Source organism: Pseudomonas triticicola (assembly GCF_019145375.1).
GTDB classification, from domain to species: domain Bacteria; phylum Pseudomonadota; class Gammaproteobacteria; order Pseudomonadales; family Pseudomonadaceae; genus Aquipseudomonas; species Aquipseudomonas triticicola.
In genome coordinates this window covers 2,965,150-2,983,158 of the sequence record NZ_JAHSTX010000001.1, presented here as the reverse complement: position 1 = coordinate 2,983,158, position 18,009 = coordinate 2,965,150, and the positions used below count along the sequence as shown (strand labels likewise).

At 53.5% G+C, this 18,009-nt stretch carries 21 protein-coding genes and 1 pseudogene; 9 read left to right on the top strand and 13 right to left on the bottom strand.

Going from position 1 to position 18,009, the window contains the following annotated elements:
- Positions 1-144: 144 nt before the first annotated feature.
- Both KVG85_RS13215 and KVG85_RS13210 read right to left on the bottom strand, forming a co-directional pair.
- Positions 145-555, bottom strand: coding sequence for a VOC family protein (locus KVG85_RS13215; protein WP_217864076.1), 411 nt, complete (start codon positions 553-555; stop codon positions 145-147).
- A 76-nt stretch (positions 556-631) separates the two neighbouring features.
- On the bottom strand, positions 632-1,372 hold the full coding sequence (locus tag KVG85_RS13210) for an SDR family NAD(P)-dependent oxidoreductase (RefSeq protein ID WP_217864075.1): 741 nt from the start codon (positions 1,370-1,372) through the stop codon (positions 632-634).
- A 155-nt stretch (positions 1,373-1,527) separates the two neighbouring features.
- Between KVG85_RS13210 and KVG85_RS13205 the strand changes: the two genes are divergently transcribed.
- Positions 1,528-2,130, top strand: coding sequence for a TetR/AcrR family transcriptional regulator (locus KVG85_RS13205; RefSeq protein WP_217864074.1), 603 nt, complete (start codon positions 1,528-1,530; stop codon positions 2,128-2,130).
- Between the two features lie 33 nt (positions 2,131-2,163).
- Here the strand turns inward: KVG85_RS13205 and KVG85_RS13200 are convergent, their stop codons facing one another.
- From KVG85_RS13200 to KVG85_RS13190, 3 genes are read right to left on the bottom strand one after another with little or no spacing between them, the layout of a single operon-like run.
- Positions 2,164-3,141 carry a saccharopine dehydrogenase family protein gene (locus tag KVG85_RS13200; RefSeq protein ID WP_217864073.1) on the bottom strand — a complete coding sequence of 326 codons (978 nt, stop codon included), beginning with the start codon at positions 3,139-3,141 and terminating at the stop codon, positions 2,164-2,166.
- Positions 3,138-3,539 carry a VOC family protein gene (locus tag KVG85_RS13195; protein WP_130928744.1) on the bottom strand — a complete coding sequence of 134 codons (402 nt, stop codon included), beginning with the start codon at positions 3,537-3,539 and terminating at the stop codon, positions 3,138-3,140. Before KVG85_RS13195 ends, KVG85_RS13200 begins: the two co-directional genes overlap by 4 nt.
- 14 nt (positions 3,540-3,553) lie before the next feature.
- Positions 3,554-4,297, bottom strand: a complete 744-nt coding sequence (locus tag KVG85_RS13190) for an SDR family NAD(P)-dependent oxidoreductase (protein ID WP_217864072.1) — start codon at positions 4,295-4,297, stop codon at positions 3,554-3,556.
- Between the two features lie 139 nt (positions 4,298-4,436).
- On the opposite strand from KVG85_RS13190, the gene KVG85_RS13185 reads away from it, so the two are divergent.
- Positions 4,437-5,330 carry an AraC family transcriptional regulator gene (locus KVG85_RS13185; protein WP_217864071.1) on the top strand — a complete coding sequence of 298 codons (894 nt, stop codon included), beginning with the start codon at positions 4,437-4,439 and terminating at the stop codon, positions 5,328-5,330.
- Between the two features lie 5 nt (positions 5,331-5,335).
- On the opposite strand, the gene KVG85_RS13180 is transcribed toward KVG85_RS13185, so the two are convergent.
- Positions 5,336-5,800: a nuclear transport factor 2 family protein gene (locus tag KVG85_RS13180; RefSeq protein WP_217864070.1), complete on the bottom strand. Its 465-nt coding sequence runs from the start codon at positions 5,798-5,800 to the stop codon at positions 5,336-5,338.
- Positions 5,801-5,922: 122 nt separating this feature from the next.
- Between KVG85_RS13180 and KVG85_RS13175 the strand changes: the two genes are divergently transcribed.
- Entirely contained in the window at positions 5,923-6,306 is a 384-nt protein-coding gene (locus tag KVG85_RS13175; RefSeq protein ID WP_217864069.1) for a winged helix-turn-helix transcriptional regulator, read from the top strand.
- Positions 6,307-6,589: 283 nt separating this feature from the next.
- Here KVG85_RS13175 and KVG85_RS26290 read toward each other — a convergent pair.
- Positions 6,590-6,898 (bottom strand): annotated as a pseudogene (locus KVG85_RS26290) (DUF7693 family protein).
- Between the two features lie 103 nt (positions 6,899-7,001).
- Between KVG85_RS26290 and KVG85_RS13170 the strand changes: the two are divergent.
- Both KVG85_RS13170 and KVG85_RS13165 read left to right on the top strand, forming a co-directional pair.
- Positions 7,002-7,487, top strand: coding sequence for a 3'-5' exoribonuclease (locus KVG85_RS13170; RefSeq protein ID WP_217864068.1), 486 nt, complete (start codon positions 7,002-7,004; stop codon positions 7,485-7,487).
- A gap of 152 nt (positions 7,488-7,639) precedes the next feature.
- Positions 7,640-7,828 carry a hypothetical protein gene (locus KVG85_RS13165; protein ID WP_217864067.1) on the top strand — a complete coding sequence of 63 codons (189 nt, stop codon included), beginning with the start codon at positions 7,640-7,642 and terminating at the stop codon, positions 7,826-7,828.
- A 103-nt stretch (positions 7,829-7,931) separates the two neighbouring features.
- On the opposite strand, the gene KVG85_RS13160 is transcribed toward KVG85_RS13165, so the two are convergent.
- Positions 7,932-8,543, bottom strand: a complete 612-nt coding sequence (locus KVG85_RS13160; RefSeq protein WP_217864066.1) for a 3'-5' exonuclease — start codon at positions 8,541-8,543, stop codon at positions 7,932-7,934.
- Positions 8,544-8,777: 234 nt separating this feature from the next.
- Here KVG85_RS13160 and KVG85_RS13155 point away from each other — a divergent pair, with 234 nt between their 5' ends.
- Together KVG85_RS13155 and KVG85_RS13150 are read left to right on the top strand one after the other, a co-directional pair.
- The gene (locus tag KVG85_RS13155) at positions 8,778-9,605 is read left to right on the top strand and encodes a pentapeptide repeat-containing protein (RefSeq protein WP_225926670.1); all 828 of its coding nucleotides are present in this window, start codon (positions 8,778-8,780) and stop codon (positions 9,603-9,605) included.
- Between the two features lie 258 nt (positions 9,606-9,863).
- Positions 9,864-10,571: a hypothetical protein gene (locus KVG85_RS13150; protein WP_217864065.1), complete on the top strand. Its 708-nt coding sequence runs from the start codon at positions 9,864-9,866 to the stop codon at positions 10,569-10,571.
- Positions 10,572-11,196: 625 nt separating this feature from the next.
- Here the strand turns inward: KVG85_RS13150 and KVG85_RS13145 are convergent.
- On the bottom strand, positions 11,197-12,243 hold the full coding sequence (locus tag KVG85_RS13145; RefSeq protein WP_217864064.1) for a tyrosine-type recombinase/integrase: 1,047 nt from the start codon (positions 12,241-12,243) through the stop codon (positions 11,197-11,199).
- 562 nt (positions 12,244-12,805) lie between these two features.
- Here KVG85_RS13145 and KVG85_RS13140 point away from each other — a divergent pair.
- Positions 12,806-13,195 carry a hypothetical protein gene (locus tag KVG85_RS13140; RefSeq protein ID WP_217864063.1) on the top strand — a complete coding sequence of 130 codons (390 nt, stop codon included), beginning with the start codon at positions 12,806-12,808 and terminating at the stop codon, positions 13,193-13,195.
- 270 nt (positions 13,196-13,465) lie between these two features.
- Here the strand turns inward: KVG85_RS13140 and KVG85_RS13135 are convergent, their stop codons facing one another.
- Together KVG85_RS13135 and KVG85_RS13130 are read right to left on the bottom strand one after the other, a co-directional pair.
- A complete protein-coding gene (locus tag KVG85_RS13135; RefSeq protein WP_367615311.1) occupies positions 13,466-13,876 on the bottom strand; it encodes a 3'-5' exonuclease in 411 nt (136 codons plus the stop codon).
- Positions 13,877-14,045: 169 nt separating this feature from the next.
- The gene (locus KVG85_RS13130; protein ID WP_217864062.1) at positions 14,046-14,705 is read right to left on the bottom strand and encodes a histidine phosphatase family protein; all 660 of its coding nucleotides are present in this window, start codon (positions 14,703-14,705) and stop codon (positions 14,046-14,048) included.
- A gap of 852 nt (positions 14,706-15,557) precedes the next feature.
- On the opposite strand from KVG85_RS13130, the gene KVG85_RS13125 reads away from it, so the two are divergent.
- Positions 15,558-15,980, top strand: a complete 423-nt coding sequence (locus KVG85_RS13125) for a hypothetical protein (RefSeq protein ID WP_217864061.1) — start codon at positions 15,558-15,560, stop codon at positions 15,978-15,980.
- 73 nt (positions 15,981-16,053) lie between these two features.
- Here the strand turns inward: KVG85_RS13125 and KVG85_RS13120 are convergent, their stop codons facing one another.
- A complete protein-coding gene (locus KVG85_RS13120; protein WP_217864060.1) occupies positions 16,054-17,418 on the bottom strand; it encodes a reverse transcriptase domain-containing protein in 1,365 nt (454 codons plus the stop codon).
- Positions 17,415-17,981: an SLATT domain-containing protein gene (locus KVG85_RS13115; protein ID WP_217864059.1), complete on the bottom strand. Its 567-nt coding sequence runs from the start codon at positions 17,979-17,981 to the stop codon at positions 17,415-17,417. Before KVG85_RS13115 ends, KVG85_RS13120 begins: the two co-directional genes overlap by 4 nt.
- Between the last annotated feature and the right edge of the window lie 28 nt (positions 17,982-18,009).

Below are 18,009 nucleotides of genomic sequence, written 5' to 3'. Positions count from 1 at the left end.
TATCATCGGCTTCGAACGGGCCGACATAGTGTTTTAGCCCGGTAACCCAGCGCTCCGTGCTGGACGCCCTGATCCGGATAACTGGGAAGAGAGATCATCGAAATTATTATCGCAGCAGTCCTAGCCGGATGAAGGGCTATGGAGTCAAAGAGCCGCTTGGCAAACGGCCTCTAGGTTCATTCCGTCGGGCGCCAAGACATAAGCCGCGTAATAGCTAGGGTGGTAATTAGGCCTTAGGCCGGGTGCCCCATTATCTTTTCCGCCAGCAGCTATGCCAGCCGCATGAAAAGCGTCGACCGCTTCACGGCTTTCAGCGACTAGTGCTATGTGCAGGCTATGACTGGAATTGGGCTCGTCATGCAACCATAGAAATGGCTTTCCTCCACGACCAAATCCGAGTCGTCGAGGCTTTGCACAAGGAGGATCAGCCTCGATGCTCATTACTAAGCTGATACCTAGTGGCCCGAGCAGTGAGGCGTAAAAGGTCTTGGCGTGCACGATATCCGAAACACCGATGCCCATATGGTCTATTGCCGAGCCCGCAAAATTGTTCATTAGATGACTCCATAAATACCGACTGCTCGGCTGGCGAAGCATGCAATTAATGCCCCGTGCGTCCGTTCATCAACCCCTAAATCTGCGATGCGCCACCGTCGGCGAATAGCTCGGTGCCGTTAACATAGCTTGACGCATCACTCGCAAGGAAAAGAGCGGCTTGACCAATTTCGCGTGCCTCGCCGATTCGACCCAGCGTGCTTTTCTCGCTGAGGCCATCAATCACCTCCTGTGCGTTTTCGCCAAGCACATCGCGAAGGGATTGGGTGTTCACAGGGCCGGGGCTGAGTAGGTTGATACGGACGCCAGAACCTTTGATATCCAAAATCCAACTACGCACCAGCGCCCTTAGGGCCGCCTTGGTAGCTCCGTAGACGCTCAGACCGGGGCCAGGGTTGATAGAGGCGGTCGAGCCGATGATAACAATGCTGCTCACCTTGCTCATCAACGGCAGTGCGCCTTGTACGGTGAAAATCGTGCCTTTGACGTTGGTAGTGAAGACCTTATCGAACCCTGCTTCGGTGATCGCTCCCAGTGGCTCGATTACGCCTATACCTGCGTTGGCAATCAGTACATCGATATGGCCATGAACCGCCTGCATGTGGCTGAACAACTCGGCAAGGTCTGTGGTGTTCGAGATATCCGTGCAGACAGCGGACGAGTTCCCACCGAGGCGACTCACGGCCTCATCTAACTGAGGTTGCCGACGCCCGGTGATGATCAGAGTGGCGCCTTGGAGGGCGAACGCTTTAGCGATGGCGAAGCCGAGGCCTGAAGAGCCGCCAGTTACCAGAACAACCTTGTTTTTGAATTCCATTGGACACGTCTCAGTGAGTGAATATGTAGTGAACACTACATAAGTGCACGTTCAATAACAACCTTTTTAGCGATCACTAAATAATTCGTGCCCGAAGCGGTTGATATCAGCTGTAGCGATCGCTACAGTTGTCGCCTCGACTGAGTGAGACATCAATGAACATAAGCACCCGCCAGCGCCGTCCCGCGTTTGATCGCGAGCAAGGGATAGCGATTGCTCAGGCGTTGTTCCATCACCGGGGTTACGATGCAGTCAGCCTGTCCGACCTGACGGAGGCCATGAATATCAAGCCCCCAAGCTTCTATGCCGCCTATGGCAGCAAAGCCGAGCTGTTCGAGCGGGCAATGCGTCGCTACGCTGGCGAAAAAGCATTACCTCTGGACAAGCTGCTAACCCCGGATTTGCGACCCGCAGCAGCACTTACATCGCTGCTTGTAGCCGCTGCGAAGCAGTACGGAAGAGATACCGCTTTGCGTGGGTGCCTGATCACAGAGGGCTTGCGCGCGGATGATCCGGTTGCCCGAAATCTGGCCGAGAAGCTGGGCGAAGCCGCAATCCAGACGATCCGCCATTACCTTGACCAGGTTTGTCCACGAGGCGCGCAAGCGTTGACCGACTACCTGGTGATCACTTTGCGTGGGCTCTCGGCTGCGGCATGCAGCGGCGTGTCCAGTGAGCGGTTGATAGAGGTGGCGCAAATTGCCGGCAAAGCGATATCTGGAGAGTTAGAGGCAAGCGGTACCGCCGCTGACTCCTGAGTAATTCAGCAGTGCTTTTACCTCTTGGTGACTTTATAGATCCGTGATGGTAGTACCCGCGATGCTCTCGGCGAACTCAACCCCCAGCAGTCTCGCTGGCGTCTCGAAGCCTGGTTGTCGCTTGCCTCCCAATACTCTGCGCGCAGCTTCCACTGCAGCGAGCGGAGTGTAGGTGTAGCCATTGACGGTTTCGATTATCGAACGCGCAACTGCACCGTCGGCGCCGGTAACTTCGGCTACGGCTCGTGCGCGATGATTTTCACGTTGGTGCACATCCGGCCCCTCAGGAAGCGTTGAGATATCTGCTTGGGGAATCGGATCGCCAGAGAAATGCACGAACATGGAAATGTTGGGTATGCCAGTGGAATACCAGCTCGTGATCAGATCGCCAAACGAGAGCGGTACACACAGCTCCGGGCCGTCGCCAAAATCGAACGATCGTGGTTGTGCAGCGGGAGTTGCAACCACTGCCCCGTCAATCCTCGCCAGCAACCCTGCACCAATGATTTCGCTAACACTTCGGGCCGAGCCACGTGAGATCGAACCTGCGACCTGAAGTGCGATCTTTATCGACTGCGGCGCTTGCACCCGACGTGCAACATGCACCGCCAGGCAATCAGTTGGCACTACGTCCCACCCGACCCCGGGCAGGAGCATGACGCCTGACTCGGCTGCCTTAGTGCCCATTCGCTCGGCCAGCTCATAGACCTTGATCTCAGCCGTGATATCAAGATAGTCGACGCCAGCGTTTATACAGGTCAGCATTAGCGCACTGGCTGTTTGCGCAAAGGGCCCGGCACAATTCAAGAGCGCGGCGACACCGTTAAGCATTTCTGGCGCCAAAGCGTCAGGCATAAATATACGATAAGGAACATTCAACTGGGTGGCCAGAGCGCGCAGCTTCTCCTGATTGCGCCCAGCAATGATGACATCCAGCCCCTGCGCTGCTGCATACTCGGCAGCCATGCGTCCCATATAGCCGGTTGCGCCGTAGATCATTAATTTCTTCATTGGGCGTGCTGCCAGTTCTTGTAAACGAATTCGAGGCTATAGCCGTCCGGGTCGAGGACATTGGCCGCGTAGTAGTTCGGGTCGTAATGCAGACGTGCGCCGGGAGGGCCGTTGTCTGTTGCCCCTTGGGCGATGGCCGCTGCATAGGCGATATCGACCTCGGCACGGCTATTGGCGACGAAACCTACGTGCACCGCCTGTCCCTCCACCGCCCCTTCGCGCAGCCAGAAGAACATTCGGCCATGGGCGCCAAAGCCCTTGAGGTCAGGATGACCCGGAGGCCCGTCCTTGCCGTCGTAATCCAGACGCGCCGTGATGCCAAGCGGCGTCAGTGCTGCCTGATAAAAGTGTATCGAGCGCTTGATGTCGCTTACCGAGAGAAAAATATGATCGAGCATGGAGCCTCCATGGTTTAGATGATGTAGCCGCCTGCGACTTCGATGGTTTGCGCGTTGATCCAGGCGCTTTCCTGAGAGAGCAGCATCGCAATAACACGAGCGACGTCTTGCGGCTCGCCCACCCGGCCCAGTGCTGTCTGACCGGCCAGCATGGCTTCAAACTCATCGTTCAAACCGCCCCCCAGCTCAGTACGAATGGCACCAGGCGAAACCGCATTGGCACGAATACCGCGCTCACACAGTTCTTTCGCCATGTAGCGGGTCAATACTTCGAGACCGCCTTTAAAGGCCGCATACGGCGCGACCCCTGATGTCGCGACGCGCGTTGTGGCACTCGTCAGGTTGACGATGCTGGCGCCATCTTCAAGTAGCGGCAGCAGCGTTTGAGTGAGGAAGAAAGGCCCCTTGAGGTGCACTGCGAACAGGCCGTCGAATTGCTCCTCGCTGACTGACTCCAGCGGGTTGAACAGACCGTAGCCTGCGTTGTTTACAAGACCTGCCAGCGTGTTTGTGCCCCAGGTAATTTCCAGAGCGGAGACCACGGCATCACGAAATGCAGCAAAGTTTGAGGTGTTACTCACGTCCAGCCGCAGCGCCACCGCCTTGCCACCAGCGGCCTCGATTTGCCGGACGACCTGGTGAGCCGCATCAGGATTCTGGTTGTAGGTAAGGATGACGCCCATCCCCCGTTCGGCAATATGGAGAGCGGCGCTGGCGCCGATGCCGCGACTGCCTCCGGTGATAACGATGACGCCCATGGTGCACTTCCCGTGTCGATGACTTGAGCCTCCACAGTAGAGTCCCCGGCCATCCAGAACGTGGCCATTCCTACTCGAAACCTGCCTGTTCCTGCTTTTTGCTTGCCAAGTCCCAAACGAGCCGGGCAGGATCCAGCCCATGACCACACAATTGAATGAACTGCGAGCCCTGACCTCAAGTGCTGAAAATCGGCGCACTGAGACAGGAATCCCCAGGGTAGCCATGGTGCAGGGTAAGATTCCAGAGCACATGCTGGCCGCCGTCTACGAGCCGATGATCAACCTGATTCTCCAGGGCAGTAAAACCATGACTGTCGGGGAGCAGACGTTGCACTATGACCCGGCGACTTACTTCGTGATGTCCATCGAGCTGCCCGCCGTGGGCACAGTTCATCCGGCGTCGACCGGAGAGCCTTATCTCGCGGTAAGCCTGACGCTCGACCCGGTGGCGCTAACCACGCTGCTGGCCGACCTGCCTCTTCCGGCTGATCGCCATGACCAAGATCCGGGTTTTTCGGTAGCGCCGGTCACGCCTCAGTTGATGGACGCTTGGGTGCGCCTGCTGCGCTTGATGGGTGACCCGCAAAGTATCGCCGCCCTGGCGCCCGCATACGAACGCGAGATCCTCTACCGTGTACTCCAAGGCCCTCACGGCTGGATGCTGCGTGAAATCGCCGCTCCGGACTCTGCGATGGCCCGCGTCAATCAGGCCATTCAGTGGATCCGCCGCGACTTCGCCGAATCTATTCGGGTAGAACATATGGCAGAGAAAGCAGCGATGAGCGTTTCGGCATTTCACCGACACTTCAAGGCGGTAACCACACTGAGCCCTTTGCAATATCAGAAGCGTGTACGCCTGCTTCAGGCTCGCACCCTTATGGTTGCCAACGCCAGAAGCGTCACTGCGGCTGCCTTTGAAGTCGGGTATGAAAGCAGCACCCAGTTCAGCCGAGATTACGCAAAAGTCTTCGGGCTACCGCCCTCACGAGACGCTGCGCGCATTCAGCACGAGAGTAAAGTTTCAAGGGCCTGATCAGATCAAATACCGGCGAGGACTGCGGGATCTCCCGTCCGCCAGACGTTGTCCACCACGATGTGCTGAATGCGCCAGGTTTCACCCTGCCTGACCAGCTTCACGTCGTAACGGTTTTTCATGAGATAGGAACGGGAGTGATCAGTTTTCAAAACATGTTGGGCTTCTACCAACGCATCCAGCACCGCCTTATCCCCTTCAAGGGTGACGCGGGGATTGTTCACAGAGTGCGTGGTATCGACTCGGCTAAGTGACGTCATGAGGGCCTGTACGATGGTGTCACGACCTTGAAGAACAGGGTATTCGAAACCGGCTTTGGCTGCTGCGGGCCGGAAATCAGAAGCCGCACTATCTGTAAGCACCGAGGCCATAAGACCGGCATCACGAAGATCAATACTTGCAGCGTAGTCATATAAAGCTTCGGCGACTGCAAGCTTGTCAGCGGTTTCTTGATCGTATTGAGAGGACATGGCTAACACCCTAAGTTAAGTAAGGCCTCAGGGTATAAGATGCGGATCAAATAACAATTACGCACTTTAAAGTAATCAAGTATATCCAAATACACCACATGCGCGAGCGCGAGGCGTGATCCATGAATAATGCCAACATCGACATATCAAGCGGGACGGCCAGCTGTCCAAGCCGCTATTTGTTGGATCAGATCGGTGACAAGTGGACGATGTTGATTCTCACGACACTGTGTGAAAAGCCGCTTCGCTTTAACGAACTGAGGCGGTGCCTGGACGGTATCACTCAAAAAGCGCTGACCCAGGCGCTCAGAAGGCTCGAACGCAACGGGATCCTTGCGCGCCGTGTCATACCCTCTTCACAAGTGGGGGTGGAGTATCGAATCACGCCGCTTGGGCGGACACTGGAAGAACCTTTCAAAGCTCTACATATCTGGACGATTGTGCATCTGGCGACAGTCGTCAAGGCGCAATTGGATTTTGATGAGCGCGAAGCAGAAGCGGAATGACACTGCTGGATCACTCAGCTCACAGCTGCAAATATGCCGGCGATAACCCTGGCATTGAGCAAAGCGTGGTGCGGCAACTCCGCACCTTCGCGGGTTGGCTTGATTGTCGTTGCATCGGTAGGAAAATTACGAACGATCCTGGGCCAGCGTCCGTCCTTATAAACCAAGTCGCAAAATAAGCTCTCAGTCGTAATTATGCGTTTGGGAACGACCTAGGTATCAAGCGGATCTGGCGTAGTTTTTGAATACATCGAAAATGCTCGCTCGCTGTTGGCTCTGGTCTTCAGAGCTTCTTCAGTTGGTTCTCAAGTGCTTGATATTCCCACACAGACAGCAGCGCAATGGGATCTGTGCCGAACCGGTCTCCTGAATCGAACGACCAACGCCGGCCATCTGGGCTTATGCACCTTTCACATTAGTCGAGCTCATCACAATCGTTGAAGATCGTAATGCTCCACCCTTCGATCTGTACTATGAACATTCCCGCATAGAGCTCATCCCAAGTCTGAGCGCTTAGCCTAACCATCACGCGTCGCCCGAAGATTGCATCGCGCAGTACTTGGCAAACCTCCCTCGCTGTGAGGACAGGCATAGATTCGTCAGTGCAGTCGTTTGAAACCATAAAAGAAACCAGCGGGTTTTGGTCGTTTTCTTAAAGGTACACTGATGGCGCAGGTATACCCAGGGAGGAAGAGGTGAAGCTATTTTTGGACTGTGAGTTCACTCAACTCAACCGTGAAGCGAAGCTGATCTCTCTGGCGTTAGTGCCTGAGGTTGGAGAGGAGTTTTACGTTGAGTTGATGGATACCTACCGAGTGGAAGACTGCAGCGACTTCGTGATTCAAAACGTCTTGCCGCAGTTGGATTCAAACCGTCATGGCAGGTCACTCGCTTCCGCCCAAGCTGCTTTGAAGTCTTACCTCGACAGTTTTGAGGAAGAACTCGAGATTTGCTCGGATGCGCCAGATTGGGACTGGAGGTTTTTCTGCCAGATGGCCGATTCGGCTGATAAATGGCCAAGCAATGTGGCCAACGAGCCCACGAATCTGATTCATCTTTTTCGCCACCTAGAAGGCAATGACCTCGGTGAGGTCGACCTACCGGAGCTACCGCACCATGCATTACTCGACGCTAGGCTTCTTGCTGACCTATATCAGCACCTGAGAGCTAATCAGGCATGAGCCGGGGATGTCCCGATCCATCGCTATGCCTAAGGCTAGGGCGTGTTTAGCTAGTCGACGATGTCTCCATCGCGAAGCCGTGAATGTGCCCGCTGGTGTGATTTAAAGAAGTGGGGTATGTATCTCTGATCTCACACTGGCAGGAGGCCGACATGAGGTTGCAGAGTGATATCGATGCGCTAGCGGCGATTGAGGAAGACGCAAAGGCGATGCTAAAACGGATAGGGCTGCCCGACGATGCACACAAGCTTGAGGTAGTTATTGTCCTTCGACAGATCGTCGACCTGGCCACTTACATGGAGTCGGCTGATCGATTCATTGAGGCGCCGATCATTGGGTGAGATGGCTGCTGCTTAACGGCGCAGATCCTCAATGAATGATTCGTTCTGTCTGCTGCGCCTGTGAAGGGCAGTCGCATCTTCGGGCCCAAGGCCCGGCTCGTTTCTAGCCCAGCATTTCCTTCACGATCGACGCCACATTCCTCGCATCGTCGATACCCCGATGATAAGTGCCTTGCCAAACCAGGCCCAACGACTCAACCGTTAGCTTGAGACTTTTCGGCTGATCATCATAGAGGCCTTTATGCCATTTCCTGACGTTGAAGTGCTGCAGACCAAAGAGCAGGGAAGGGCACGCAGCTAATGCAGCATCGCGCTCTAGCTGCCTTGCATCGTAGTCACCCCAGGATGCCCAAGCAGCATCTGGATATCGGGCAATGAATGCTCCCAGCTCGCGGCCAACCTCCGCATAGGTGCTTGCGCCGTCCACATTCGCTTGTTGAATGGATGTCAGCTGCTTGCAGAAGCCAGTGAGGATGGGATTGATCCGGGGGCGGATGAACCGCTGAAACTCGTCGACCACTTCAAGCGTTTCCAGATCGATCACCACCAGGCCAATTTCAATCGTTTCCATCTGATCAGGAACGATTGCAAGCGGTCTTGGTGACTCACCAACGTCATCACAGGTTGCCTCGAGGTCTACGCAATGGAGATAGCGGTATGGCGCGAGGAGGTTTTGGATGGATTGGAGTTGAAGGAGCTTTGCTTCGATGCTCATGGCATGGATGTCCTGATTCTGATTTGTCCAAGATACATCGAGACCTGCACGCGTCCATGTCGTAGGTGCCCTTGACGAACACTAGTTTTTTTTCCAATATGCATTTGCGCCATCGACGTTGGCGTTCAGCCCTAGCTCGGTGAAGCCTCTGCAACGTCGTTCCAACATCTCTTATCGCCACCTTTAATGGTCAACTGATACTAGGGTTTAGCGTTGATCGTGAGAGGCTAGGCTATGAAATTCCCTGACACTCCTTCGCTTGCTGCTTTTAAGTCAGACGCAGCTGTTTTGCATCGTGATTTACGCAGCGGCTGCCGCTCTGCGCTCGACAGAGCAATTAGTGCTCAATTGATTAGTTCGCGCCCCGTGAACCGTGATACCTGCCTGCGTATCATTGCCAAAGAGCATGGTCTGACATACCCCAAAATTGCTGCTAGAGATCAGATGATATCCCGGTATGCGGATCACTGTGCGTCTCAAGGGTTTTGGCGGAAGCCATATGAAGGCGGATTCCGAAGGGCGCGATTCTTGTTGCAATTCGATGCGCTTGTTGAATGTCTTCGTGACCAAGTACCACTTGCATCTGCTGCAGATAAGCGGGGCGTCGATTTCAGCGGATTTCATTTCAGCTCGTTGCTGTTTAGCAGAATTCGTCGCGTACTCAAACGCTTGAAAGTCCCTGATTTCAGCTACCTGCAGGCGCCCGGAAGCCTCGTGCACTACGACTGGTTCCACGACGTACAAAAGGCAAGCCACAGCAACTTCAGTGATGCAAAGTTCTACAGCATTACTGTTGATCCAGTGATTCAGCCTGGCGCCTACGGATGGGAAACCGATTTTAGCTATGCAGATTTGCGAGGCATTGATTTTCGAGGGGCCTATCTGAGGGGAGCCTGCTTTAAAGGGGCTAAAGTGCTCGGAGCTGATCTACGCAATGCGAATATCCATGACTGCGAATTCACCGATACCACTGGGGCATTTTTGAGCGGTGAAGTTCTCTATCACAACTGGGACGTTGGCCCTCAGGGTGTAGTCCCTTGGTCACCAGACGACGAAGACTAAACTGTAGCCTCTAAACGTGGTACCCCGCTCATGCGCATAGATTCGGGTGAGTGGGGGCAAGCGTTGAGGTGATGCGATTAAAGAACGGGAGCGCTTCGCAAGCGAATATTCCCAACGCTAGTATAAAAACTGAGTATCGCTCTGAAATGATGCTCTGTCCTCGCGCCTATTTCAACTCCGGCTGTTCGAGATGAGAGGGCAAGGATTCGATCATCAGATATTGAGTGAATGGTCATTGAAGTTAAGGGAAGTTAGAAGATGGAAAAAATAATAGGGTTTTTCTTGGAAAAGATTTGGCCAGCCTTGTGCGCGTCAGCCCAAGACGCGCGGGAGCTCATTCAGTCGAATTCATCATTTTTCGCGATCATGAGAGATCGCAAGGGAGTTTGCGCAAATGCTTGGCTCTTCGGCATCTTCGTGGCGATTGGCTTGGGGGTTCTAGGGCTGCCAGCGTCCCGGTCTGCCGGCATTACTCCAAATCTTGAATTTGCGGGCGTGATGACAATGATGAACTGGCTCCTCGTTGCGTTCTACGGGGTTTGCTTTGCTATAGGATCTCGACTACTGAGAAGTGACCGGGAGATATTGGTCAGCGTTAACACATTCTTTTACGTCTCGGGTTGGCTGGTGGTACTAAAGTTATTCGAAATGCCAGCTTTGGGTGCGCGTTTTAAAGCTATGGCGCAGAGTTGCAACGCTTTTAGCTATGACGAGGCGGTCTCGGCGGCAATCCAGCAAAGCTCAATGGCAAAGACGTCCGATACTATAGTCCTGATCGGTTATGTAATGTTCATCGGTTTTGCCATCGCTAAAATGCAGCGTTCAGTGCATAACTTTGGTTGGGTTCGTGCGACCCTTTCAACATTAATTGGTATGACTCTATTGAGTGCGATGGTCGCTTATGTACAAGAGCCAATCATTTCGCAGCTAATATGTAGTTATGTAAGTTATCCGCTTAAGAGTTAATGACGCCTCATCTTTATCCGGCGAGCCATTTCATATTTGGCATCTTCGAAGCGAAAAAGCGCTTGTGAAAGTTACGTTATTAAACTTTAAGCAGATCGTCGGAATTGTTTCCGGCACGCTATCCGAGATCGTGCCGCGAATTTGAGATCCGTCGTCCTAGCGATAGCCTAGGGAGTCACTGTGATTGAAGAGCATGAACTGCAAATTGTTAGTCTTCGCTGGCATGAGGCCGTGGTAGATCTCATTCTATGATTGGATGGAGCTTCGCATCATGATGCGTTTGCCCAGCGCGGCGCCGTCAGCACCTAGCAGGCCTCGAGGGCAGTGAGAAGGGAGGCTGTGTTCAAATCATTCTGAGCTCGAGTTATCGCCTGCCCATAGCTACGCTGCGGTATGAAGTGGCGTTAACGGGGAGGTCGCTGTTTCGGGCAGATTGGCCTGGCTACGCATGGGTTCCACGTCTGATGGTGGAACCCATCTACTGTTACTACCTCAAACCCTTTCGGCTATGGTAAGTAGCTGATTCGAATGCCGCTGGCTCGGCGAGTAATTTTTTACCGAAGCAGGGCGACTTGGGAGCGACCGAGCCTCATTTGACAGAAGCTTGGCCCCTCCCGTTGATGCCTTATGCTCTCGGCTTCTTATTTGGCGAAGAGTAATAATAGCGCGACTTTTTGGGAGGGATATGGCCGACCAAATTGTCCATGGTTGCCTGCGTTGACTCTGTAATAGCTCGGATGAATCGAACGATCACGGAAAGTCGCATTGCATTAACTGATACGTCCGTTGGATCAATTTGTGCTTCCAATAACCAAGAGCGCAAAATTTTATTTAATTCAAAAGTGGTCATTGGATAGCTAGCGTTCTTGCTGGATGGAAACAGGTAATCTCCCTGAGATAACGCATTTCTTTCAATGTACCTATGAACTAACCCTGCATCGATAGGAGTCGAAATGCTTCGGTGTTGGTTCGAGTCTGCTCTGGTGGATGGTAAGTCCAGCATCACCTTATGATTGGTGTAGCTTAAGTTTTCGACTCTGAGCCGGAGTAATTCAGATTGTCGGATACCGGAGAGCAGCACCGAACACAAGATTTGATCACGAAGGATGGCTTTGCGGTGGACTACCTCCGCGATGGCATCAAGCTCATGTTCATTCAGAATTTTTTTTGATTCGTCGAAAGGCGTGGAGTCCGAGGCCACAATACCATCAGCATCTGATGCTTCGTGAATTACGCCTCGAGCCGCTCCTGCTGATTTTTGCCTTGAACGCACTTTCGAACCATGGCTATGTGTCTTCCCTATGTCAGCCGTTTGCCCTTGCCTGAAGCTTCGGAAAGCCAGAAGTTCATGCAGCGGCAATAACATGACCAAACCCTCGATATCACTGTCGTCGATACCTGCGACGTTGCCTGATTTGAGAAACTGAAAAATAGATGTGCTGACGTTGTCCCTTACCTCTGGAAGAGTAGGGACAGGTGCATCCTGCGAGCAATTTTCTGAAGATTGCGACACATCGTGAAAATCGCGATAGCCCAGCCCTCGAGCCAGAATCTCTTGCGCGGTCATGAGGCTGATATCGTTAGCGATAGGCCAGTGACGCCGAAGCACGTTTGCAATACGTTTGAATCGGCGTTTTGGAGTTAGATCGAAGGTGTAGATCGGAAAGCGCATGGCATTTCTCCAATGCGTCAGGGTGTCGGCTGCCCTCTGACTATTGTCGAATGCCTACGGAGTAGATCATGACAACCTGAGGCCCATGGCCTATTGCGAACCGACCGCTCGATCCAGGAAATCGATTTTTTCAAAGTTAGCATAGCTTTGTGATCTGTCTAGGAAAAATCGCCCTTAAGGATTAGCAGCCTGAAGAAGAAGCAGTCCTTGGTCGAATCGGTCAATGGTTAAGCGGGCGCTACGATGTGCTTGATCGTGCGGTCACTCAGTGGTGGCAGCTGGAATTGATTGCAGCTATCCCTCCTTCGGCCTAAGGCTCGGCTCAGTCAGCCAACATTTCCTAAATGATGGGAGCAACATTTCTCGCATCGTCTATCCCTCGATGAGATGTGCCGTGCCAAACCAAGCCAACGACTCTACTGTTTGCTTAAGACTCTTCAGTCCGTAAATCTGCAGTGCTGAGAATGACTTCGCTCAAGAGGCCGTAGCGTCGGCCGATACTTCGTTATTGGTGTGCGTGGCGCACCCTGAATACCAAGCACATGGTTCTCGGAGACTACGAATGCTCGATATTACTTTGGAAACGCTCAAATTCATCAACAGTCCTACCGATTTCCTGATCAGAAAGTTCAGTCAGCAAGTCGATACAAGCGGGGATGCCGTGGAGATAGGCGAACTGCGTCGCATAGCAGAACGAGAAGAAGTTGAAATGCGAATGTCGGAGGCACAGGCTAGGGTCGCCCAAGAGCTCGCCATCGCCAAACGCATCGAAACTGCCGAAGAAGTGGAAATGACTGAGTTTTACGATTATTCAGGGAAGGGGCATATGGGGCTCGAGGCTTCAGGTGAGGCGTTCAACCTAGGTGCAGGGGGATCCGGACGCCGAGTGAGTAAAAGGAAGTTCAGGTTCAAGGGCGGGGCTATAGCTTCAGATGCAGCGCAAGCGGATTAAGCTTTTTGTGCATGGCGACTCTTGAAGAAGACAATAAACCGCTGCTGGAACGCATGGGCGCCCGATGATGCAAAGAGGCACGAGGTTTTAGACCCAGTCACCAACACGGAGGCGGCTGATCGATTGAATAATAAGCCACCCGAGGCCTTGAATGATCATGGTGACAGGACTCCGGACACTGGGGTCAGCTTTTTCCGTGTAGGGTGTAATCGCCGCTTCGGGGCTATGGCCCGGCTCGTTATTAGTCCAGTATTTCTTTGACGATCAACGCTACATCTCTCGCATCGTCGATACCCCGATGATAAGTACCTTGCCAAAATAGCCTAACGATTCGACCGCCTGCTTCAGACTTTTTGGCTGATCATCGTATAGGCCTTTATGCCATTTCTTGACGTTGAAATGCTGCAGAGCGGAGAGCAGAGGAGGGCAAGCTAATCCAGCATCGCGCTCCAGCTGCCTTGCACCATAGTCACCCCAAGACGCCCAAGCAGCATCTGGATATTGGGCAATGAAAGCTTCCAGCTCCTGGCCAACCTCCGCGTAGGTGCTTGCGCCGTCCACATCCGCTTGTTGAATGGATGTCAGCTGCTTGCAGAAGTCGGTGAGTACGGGATTGATCCGAGGGCGGACGAACCGCTGGAACTCGTCGACGACCTCAAGCTTTTCCAGATCGATCACCACTAAGCAATTTCGATCGTTTCCATCTGATCAGGGACGACCGCGAGCGGCCGTGGGGATTCCGACGCGCCAACGTCATCACAGGTTGCCTCGAGGTCTACGCAATAGAGATAGCGGTATGGCGCGAGGAGGTTTTGGACTGCTTGGAGTTGAAGGAGCTTTGCTTCGATGCTCATGGCATAGGAGACCTTGCTCGGAGATTGTTGAGATTAACCACGCCATCTATGTCGACTGGAGCATTCACTGACCACGAGGAATCGCCTAGAGCACGGGCCACGACATACCCACAGCCATTAGAAACGTGATTATCGATCTCGTACTTGCGCCACTCGATCATCGCTTGGGCATCAACCAGGAGTGGCTTACGCTCGATGAGCCAAGCTACCGCATTGAGAAATTGCCCGTGCGAAAAGACTAGGATGTCTTGCGCCGGGTGAGTGGAGAGGCGATCTAGGAATGATCGTGCGCGGCCAACAAACCCCAGAAACGACTCAGCACCTTCTCCATCAATATAGGACGGATCTGCGTTCGCCCAATACTGTTCGACCCATGCCTTCCGTTGCCCTACGGTAGTGTTCATGCACCTGGTCGGATCTAGGTAGGTGAACTCCTCGATTTGCCATATCTCAAATGGAGCATCAGGGAATATGGAGATGGTCGCATCCGCGCTCGCTCGAGCCCTTGAGAAAGGGGAGGTGACGATTAAATCAGGTGCGCGGCCGACGGATTGCGCCACTCGTTTAGCTTGTTCAATGCCTTTTTCGGTGAGCGGGATACTTGCGTGATCAAGGGTGGCTGCACCGGCATTGGCTGCGCTTTCTCCATGACGCACTAGCCTGACATTCTACATTGACTTACCTGTCGTTTCCCCGGCGCATGACGCCAGTAGTGTTGCTAGGGGCATGGCTGAAATCGGGGTTGAGGTGATGGGGTGGCATGTAGACTTCTGAAAGCTCGATCCAGTGGACTCCATTATCGCCCGCATCCAGAGCGAGTTGGTAATAAAGCAGGGAGGGGAGTTGGTCGGCATACGAAATCGTGGTGTCGTCCGTAGGAGAGAGGCGCGTCGCAATCGCTGGGCCGTACGTGTAGGCGTCGTCCCTTCGGGCCTTGTGCCCGCCTATGACTGGTACCCGAACAGCTTACAATGACCACCAAGACAATTTCGATCGTTTCCACCTGATCGGGAACGAATGTAAGAGGCTTTAGGCAGGGCTTAAGACTTCTGCGCTGGAGACGATAAAGCTTCACCATCTTTATCTTGAGCAGATTAATGTCTATTCGTTGGCAGTGTCGATTGATATGGGAAGAAGTGCGCGACGGCGTTATCTGTTTCGCTCGTTTTTTCGGAAACCTTGTATCGAAACCAGGCACTCTAGGCTTGCTCTCGCTTGTTGCCGCAGCTGGATCAACGGTTGCGGCTTTCTACACCTGGGATGCTGCGCTGACGGCAAACAAAGTGTCCTCGGCATCGCAAGCATTCGCCTAGAAGGTCTATAACGATCAGATAGCCTTGGGCCATCCCTCGGTTTCAGTTTTGTCGGGAGAGACGGCTGTTGATGAGCTAAGGCAAATTTCATATCTACAGACTGAAGAAAAGAGATATGCAGCTACCGTCGTTCTGAGAAACTCAGGCCAGCGTGACTCACCAAGAGCTTGGGTTGTTCTCTCCTCTGACTCCTTTATGACTGATCTCAGTGATGCCGTGCTGGTAACCCTCCCTAAAGAAATCGACATTTCGGTTCGGTTTGATCTTCGATTATCCCCGAGGACGGATTCGGAAGAGAGCTCTTGGTATGTCGCCATCGTTTACGAAGACGAGGTGCCATTCCAGACCAATGATCCTAACGGTGCGCCATCATCCCAGAAGCCGCTGCGAGTGATCTGTTCCCGGCCAGCCGTTTTCAAAATGTCATCGTGGCCGAAAGATCTCACCCAGGATCTCTCGGTTAGAATGCTTTCTTCTGGCTCGCCTGTAGTTGCAGATCAAGCAGTAGACGATAAAGCTGGTGTGCACGCGTCAGCATCGCGCATAGACGTAGTTAAACATCGGGTGTCGGAGAAAGCTCACGAAGCGGGCGCTTGCATGGATACAGCTGGCACCTAGCATTCAACAGGGCTATCAAACCATCAGCAACGTTTGCCTAAGTGCTCATGAGATGGATGATTGCATTGGGTGGTCAGGAGGTTTGAGCGATATCCTCTTCCAACTCCCGCACAGCCTTGCTGGCTTTGATTTCAAAGCGGCGCTCTACTTCCGCGTCGCTCAACGTTAGCGCGACATCGCCAAGCCACATGGCAAGCATCTCGCGCTTCTGGCTGACCTTGAGCGCATCGAGGTTCGGGATGTAGCCGTTGTTGGCTTTCATGCCCCTCTGCAGCTCGTAGAAGGTCTTGATCAGAGACTTTGGATGGATCTCACCGCTGGGGCAAAAGCGGTTTGTGAGCTTTCTCACCGTGTGATTGATGGCACGCAATTGGGAAGTCGTGGTGATCTGGCAGAAGTAGGCAGCCCAGCCCAGGCGCTTACCTTTGAATATGCAGCCGGTGATCCTGAGGTTCAATTTCCACTGACAGTAGGCGAGGGCGCGCTCTTTGTCAGCAGGACGTCGGGCTGTCGCCAGCTTGTGCCGGTATGCCGTGAAGATTTTGGCGATCGAAGACTCGAATCTGAGAATGCTCTCGTGACGAACAAGCACTTCACCGCCTTCGATCTGATACCCAAGAAAGCTAAAGGGGTCGGTCAAGCTCTCCACCTTGGACTTTGATCCTGGTTCAAAGTCATGCGGATTGAGCTTCAAAGCCTTCAATTCTGCGATGAGCTCTTGGGCAGTCGAGCGGGCCACGCCTGCCGACCCTAAGATCAGAATGTCGTCAACGTAACGTTTGTACCAAATTCCCGTCCGAGCGTCGAAAAGACTATCAATGCTCTGTAACGCAATCTCGGCAAGCACATTTGAAATTGCGAGCCCTTGCGGTACGCCCACTGTAGGACGCTCGGCTCCTTTACTCCCCTTGGAGTCTGAAACCGTGGGGGTTGTGAGCGCGTCGGTGATCAACTGTCTGAACTCGGGTTTCCGGATTTTCTTCTGTGTTGCTGCGGTTACCAGTTCGTGAGGAATGGACGGGTAAAAGCTCTTAAGATCGATCTTGGCGTATTCGGCATAGGCACCGGAATTCAGCGCAGTTTTCAGGGAGTCGATGACAGTCTGGGGAAGTGTGAGTTTGGCCGTGGGGAAAACGTCTGATAGGCAGTTGCACAACGCGCGCAGGACGATTCTGTCCCTGGCGGTGGGAATTGATAATTGCCGAGGTGGTGACGATGCGCCTTTTAGAATCAATTTTTCCTTGTAGGCCGTGAAACGATACTCCCCCCGGTGAACCTTCTCGACGATGTGATCAAGCTCAGCGGTCAAGTGCTTATCGAGGTTAGCCGGGCGCACTCGGTCGAGGCCAATGGCCCCGGAGTTTTTGATCCTGTCGGTGTAGATTTCTTGTAAACGCTTTTGGGTAAAGATTTTTTTGAAGCTTTTCGCCGCGCTCATGGCCGGTTCCAGTAAGCATAGAGGCCTGCCAACACGGGAAGAGCGTAAAGAAGCGTCGTGATCAGAAATCGCATGGTCAGCCAGAGCGCGGCAGAAAAATACTCAAAGCCTGTGAGGGGGCGAGTGGTGGCCCCGGTCGCAAAAACACGCGCGATTCGATCATCGATTTCCCGATGATTTTCCGATTCAGCCAGCAGTTCGTCATATCTGCTGATCTGTTCGGGCGTTGGTGGAGGGGGTGGGGAGGTGGGCGAGCCTTCGGGCAGTCCCCGATGGAGCTTCTGCAGCGCAAGATAGTTGGTGCGCATCAGCATTGCGCGGCCCCGAAAGTCGCGGTTCGCAACCGCAAGCGAAATGCCGAGCAGCGCAACCGAAAGGATCGTCGCCATGACATCGGTATCTGGGCCAAGGATGGTGCTGTGTCTGATAGTCAGCACCCCCAACGCCGTGCTGAGGATCGCGTACCATACCAACAAGAGCTGCGAGTGAAAGTCCAGCCACTCCAGGCGCTTATGAGCCTGAATACGTGCCTTGTAAGTGAACCAGACGCTATCCTTTTTCACGCACATTTCTCCCTAGAATTGGTGAAGG

Coding starts and splice junctions, on each gene's coding strand:
- KVG85_RS13215 (WP_217864076.1), bottom strand. CDS start 555: ATGAACAATTTTGCGGGCTCGGCAATAGACCATATGGGCATCGGTGTT.
- KVG85_RS13210 (WP_217864075.1), bottom strand. CDS start 1,372: ATGGAATTCAAAAACAAGGTTGTTCTGGTAACTGGCGGCTCTTCAGGC.
- KVG85_RS13205 (WP_217864074.1), top strand. CDS start 1,528: ATGAACATAAGCACCCGCCAGCGCCGTCCCGCGTTTGATCGCGAGCAA.
- KVG85_RS13200 (WP_217864073.1), bottom strand. CDS start 3,141: ATGAAGAAATTAATGATCTACGGCGCAACCGGCTATATGGGACGCATG.
- KVG85_RS13195 (WP_130928744.1), bottom strand. CDS start 3,539: ATGCTCGATCATATTTTTCTCTCGGTAAGCGACATCAAGCGCTCGATA.
- KVG85_RS13190 (WP_217864072.1), bottom strand. CDS start 4,297: ATGGGCGTCATCGTTATCACCGGAGGCAGTCGCGGCATCGGCGCCAGC.
- KVG85_RS13185 (WP_217864071.1), top strand. CDS start 4,437: ATGACCACACAATTGAATGAACTGCGAGCCCTGACCTCAAGTGCTGAA.
- KVG85_RS13180 (WP_217864070.1), bottom strand. CDS start 5,800: ATGTCCTCTCAATACGATCAAGAAACCGCTGACAAGCTTGCAGTCGCC.
- KVG85_RS13175 (WP_217864069.1), top strand. CDS start 5,923: ATGAATAATGCCAACATCGACATATCAAGCGGGACGGCCAGCTGTCCA.
- KVG85_RS13165 (WP_217864067.1), top strand. CDS start 7,640: ATGAGGTTGCAGAGTGATATCGATGCGCTAGCGGCGATTGAGGAAGAC.
- KVG85_RS13160 (WP_217864066.1), bottom strand. CDS start 8,543: ATGAGCATCGAAGCAAAGCTCCTTCAACTCCAATCCATCCAAAACCTC.
- KVG85_RS13155 (WP_225926670.1), top strand. CDS start 8,778: ATGAAATTCCCTGACACTCCTTCGCTTGCTGCTTTTAAGTCAGACGCA.
- KVG85_RS13150 (WP_217864065.1), top strand. CDS start 9,864: ATGGAAAAAATAATAGGGTTTTTCTTGGAAAAGATTTGGCCAGCCTTG.
- KVG85_RS13145 (WP_217864064.1), bottom strand. CDS start 12,243: ATGCGCTTTCCGATCTACACCTTCGATCTAACTCCAAAACGCCGATTC.
- KVG85_RS13140 (WP_217864063.1), top strand. CDS start 12,806: ATGCTCGATATTACTTTGGAAACGCTCAAATTCATCAACAGTCCTACC.
- KVG85_RS13125 (WP_217864061.1), top strand. CDS start 15,558: ATGACTGATCTCAGTGATGCCGTGCTGGTAACCCTCCCTAAAGAAATC.
- KVG85_RS13120 (WP_217864060.1), bottom strand. CDS start 17,418: ATGAGCGCGGCGAAAAGCTTCAAAAAAATCTTTACCCAAAAGCGTTTA.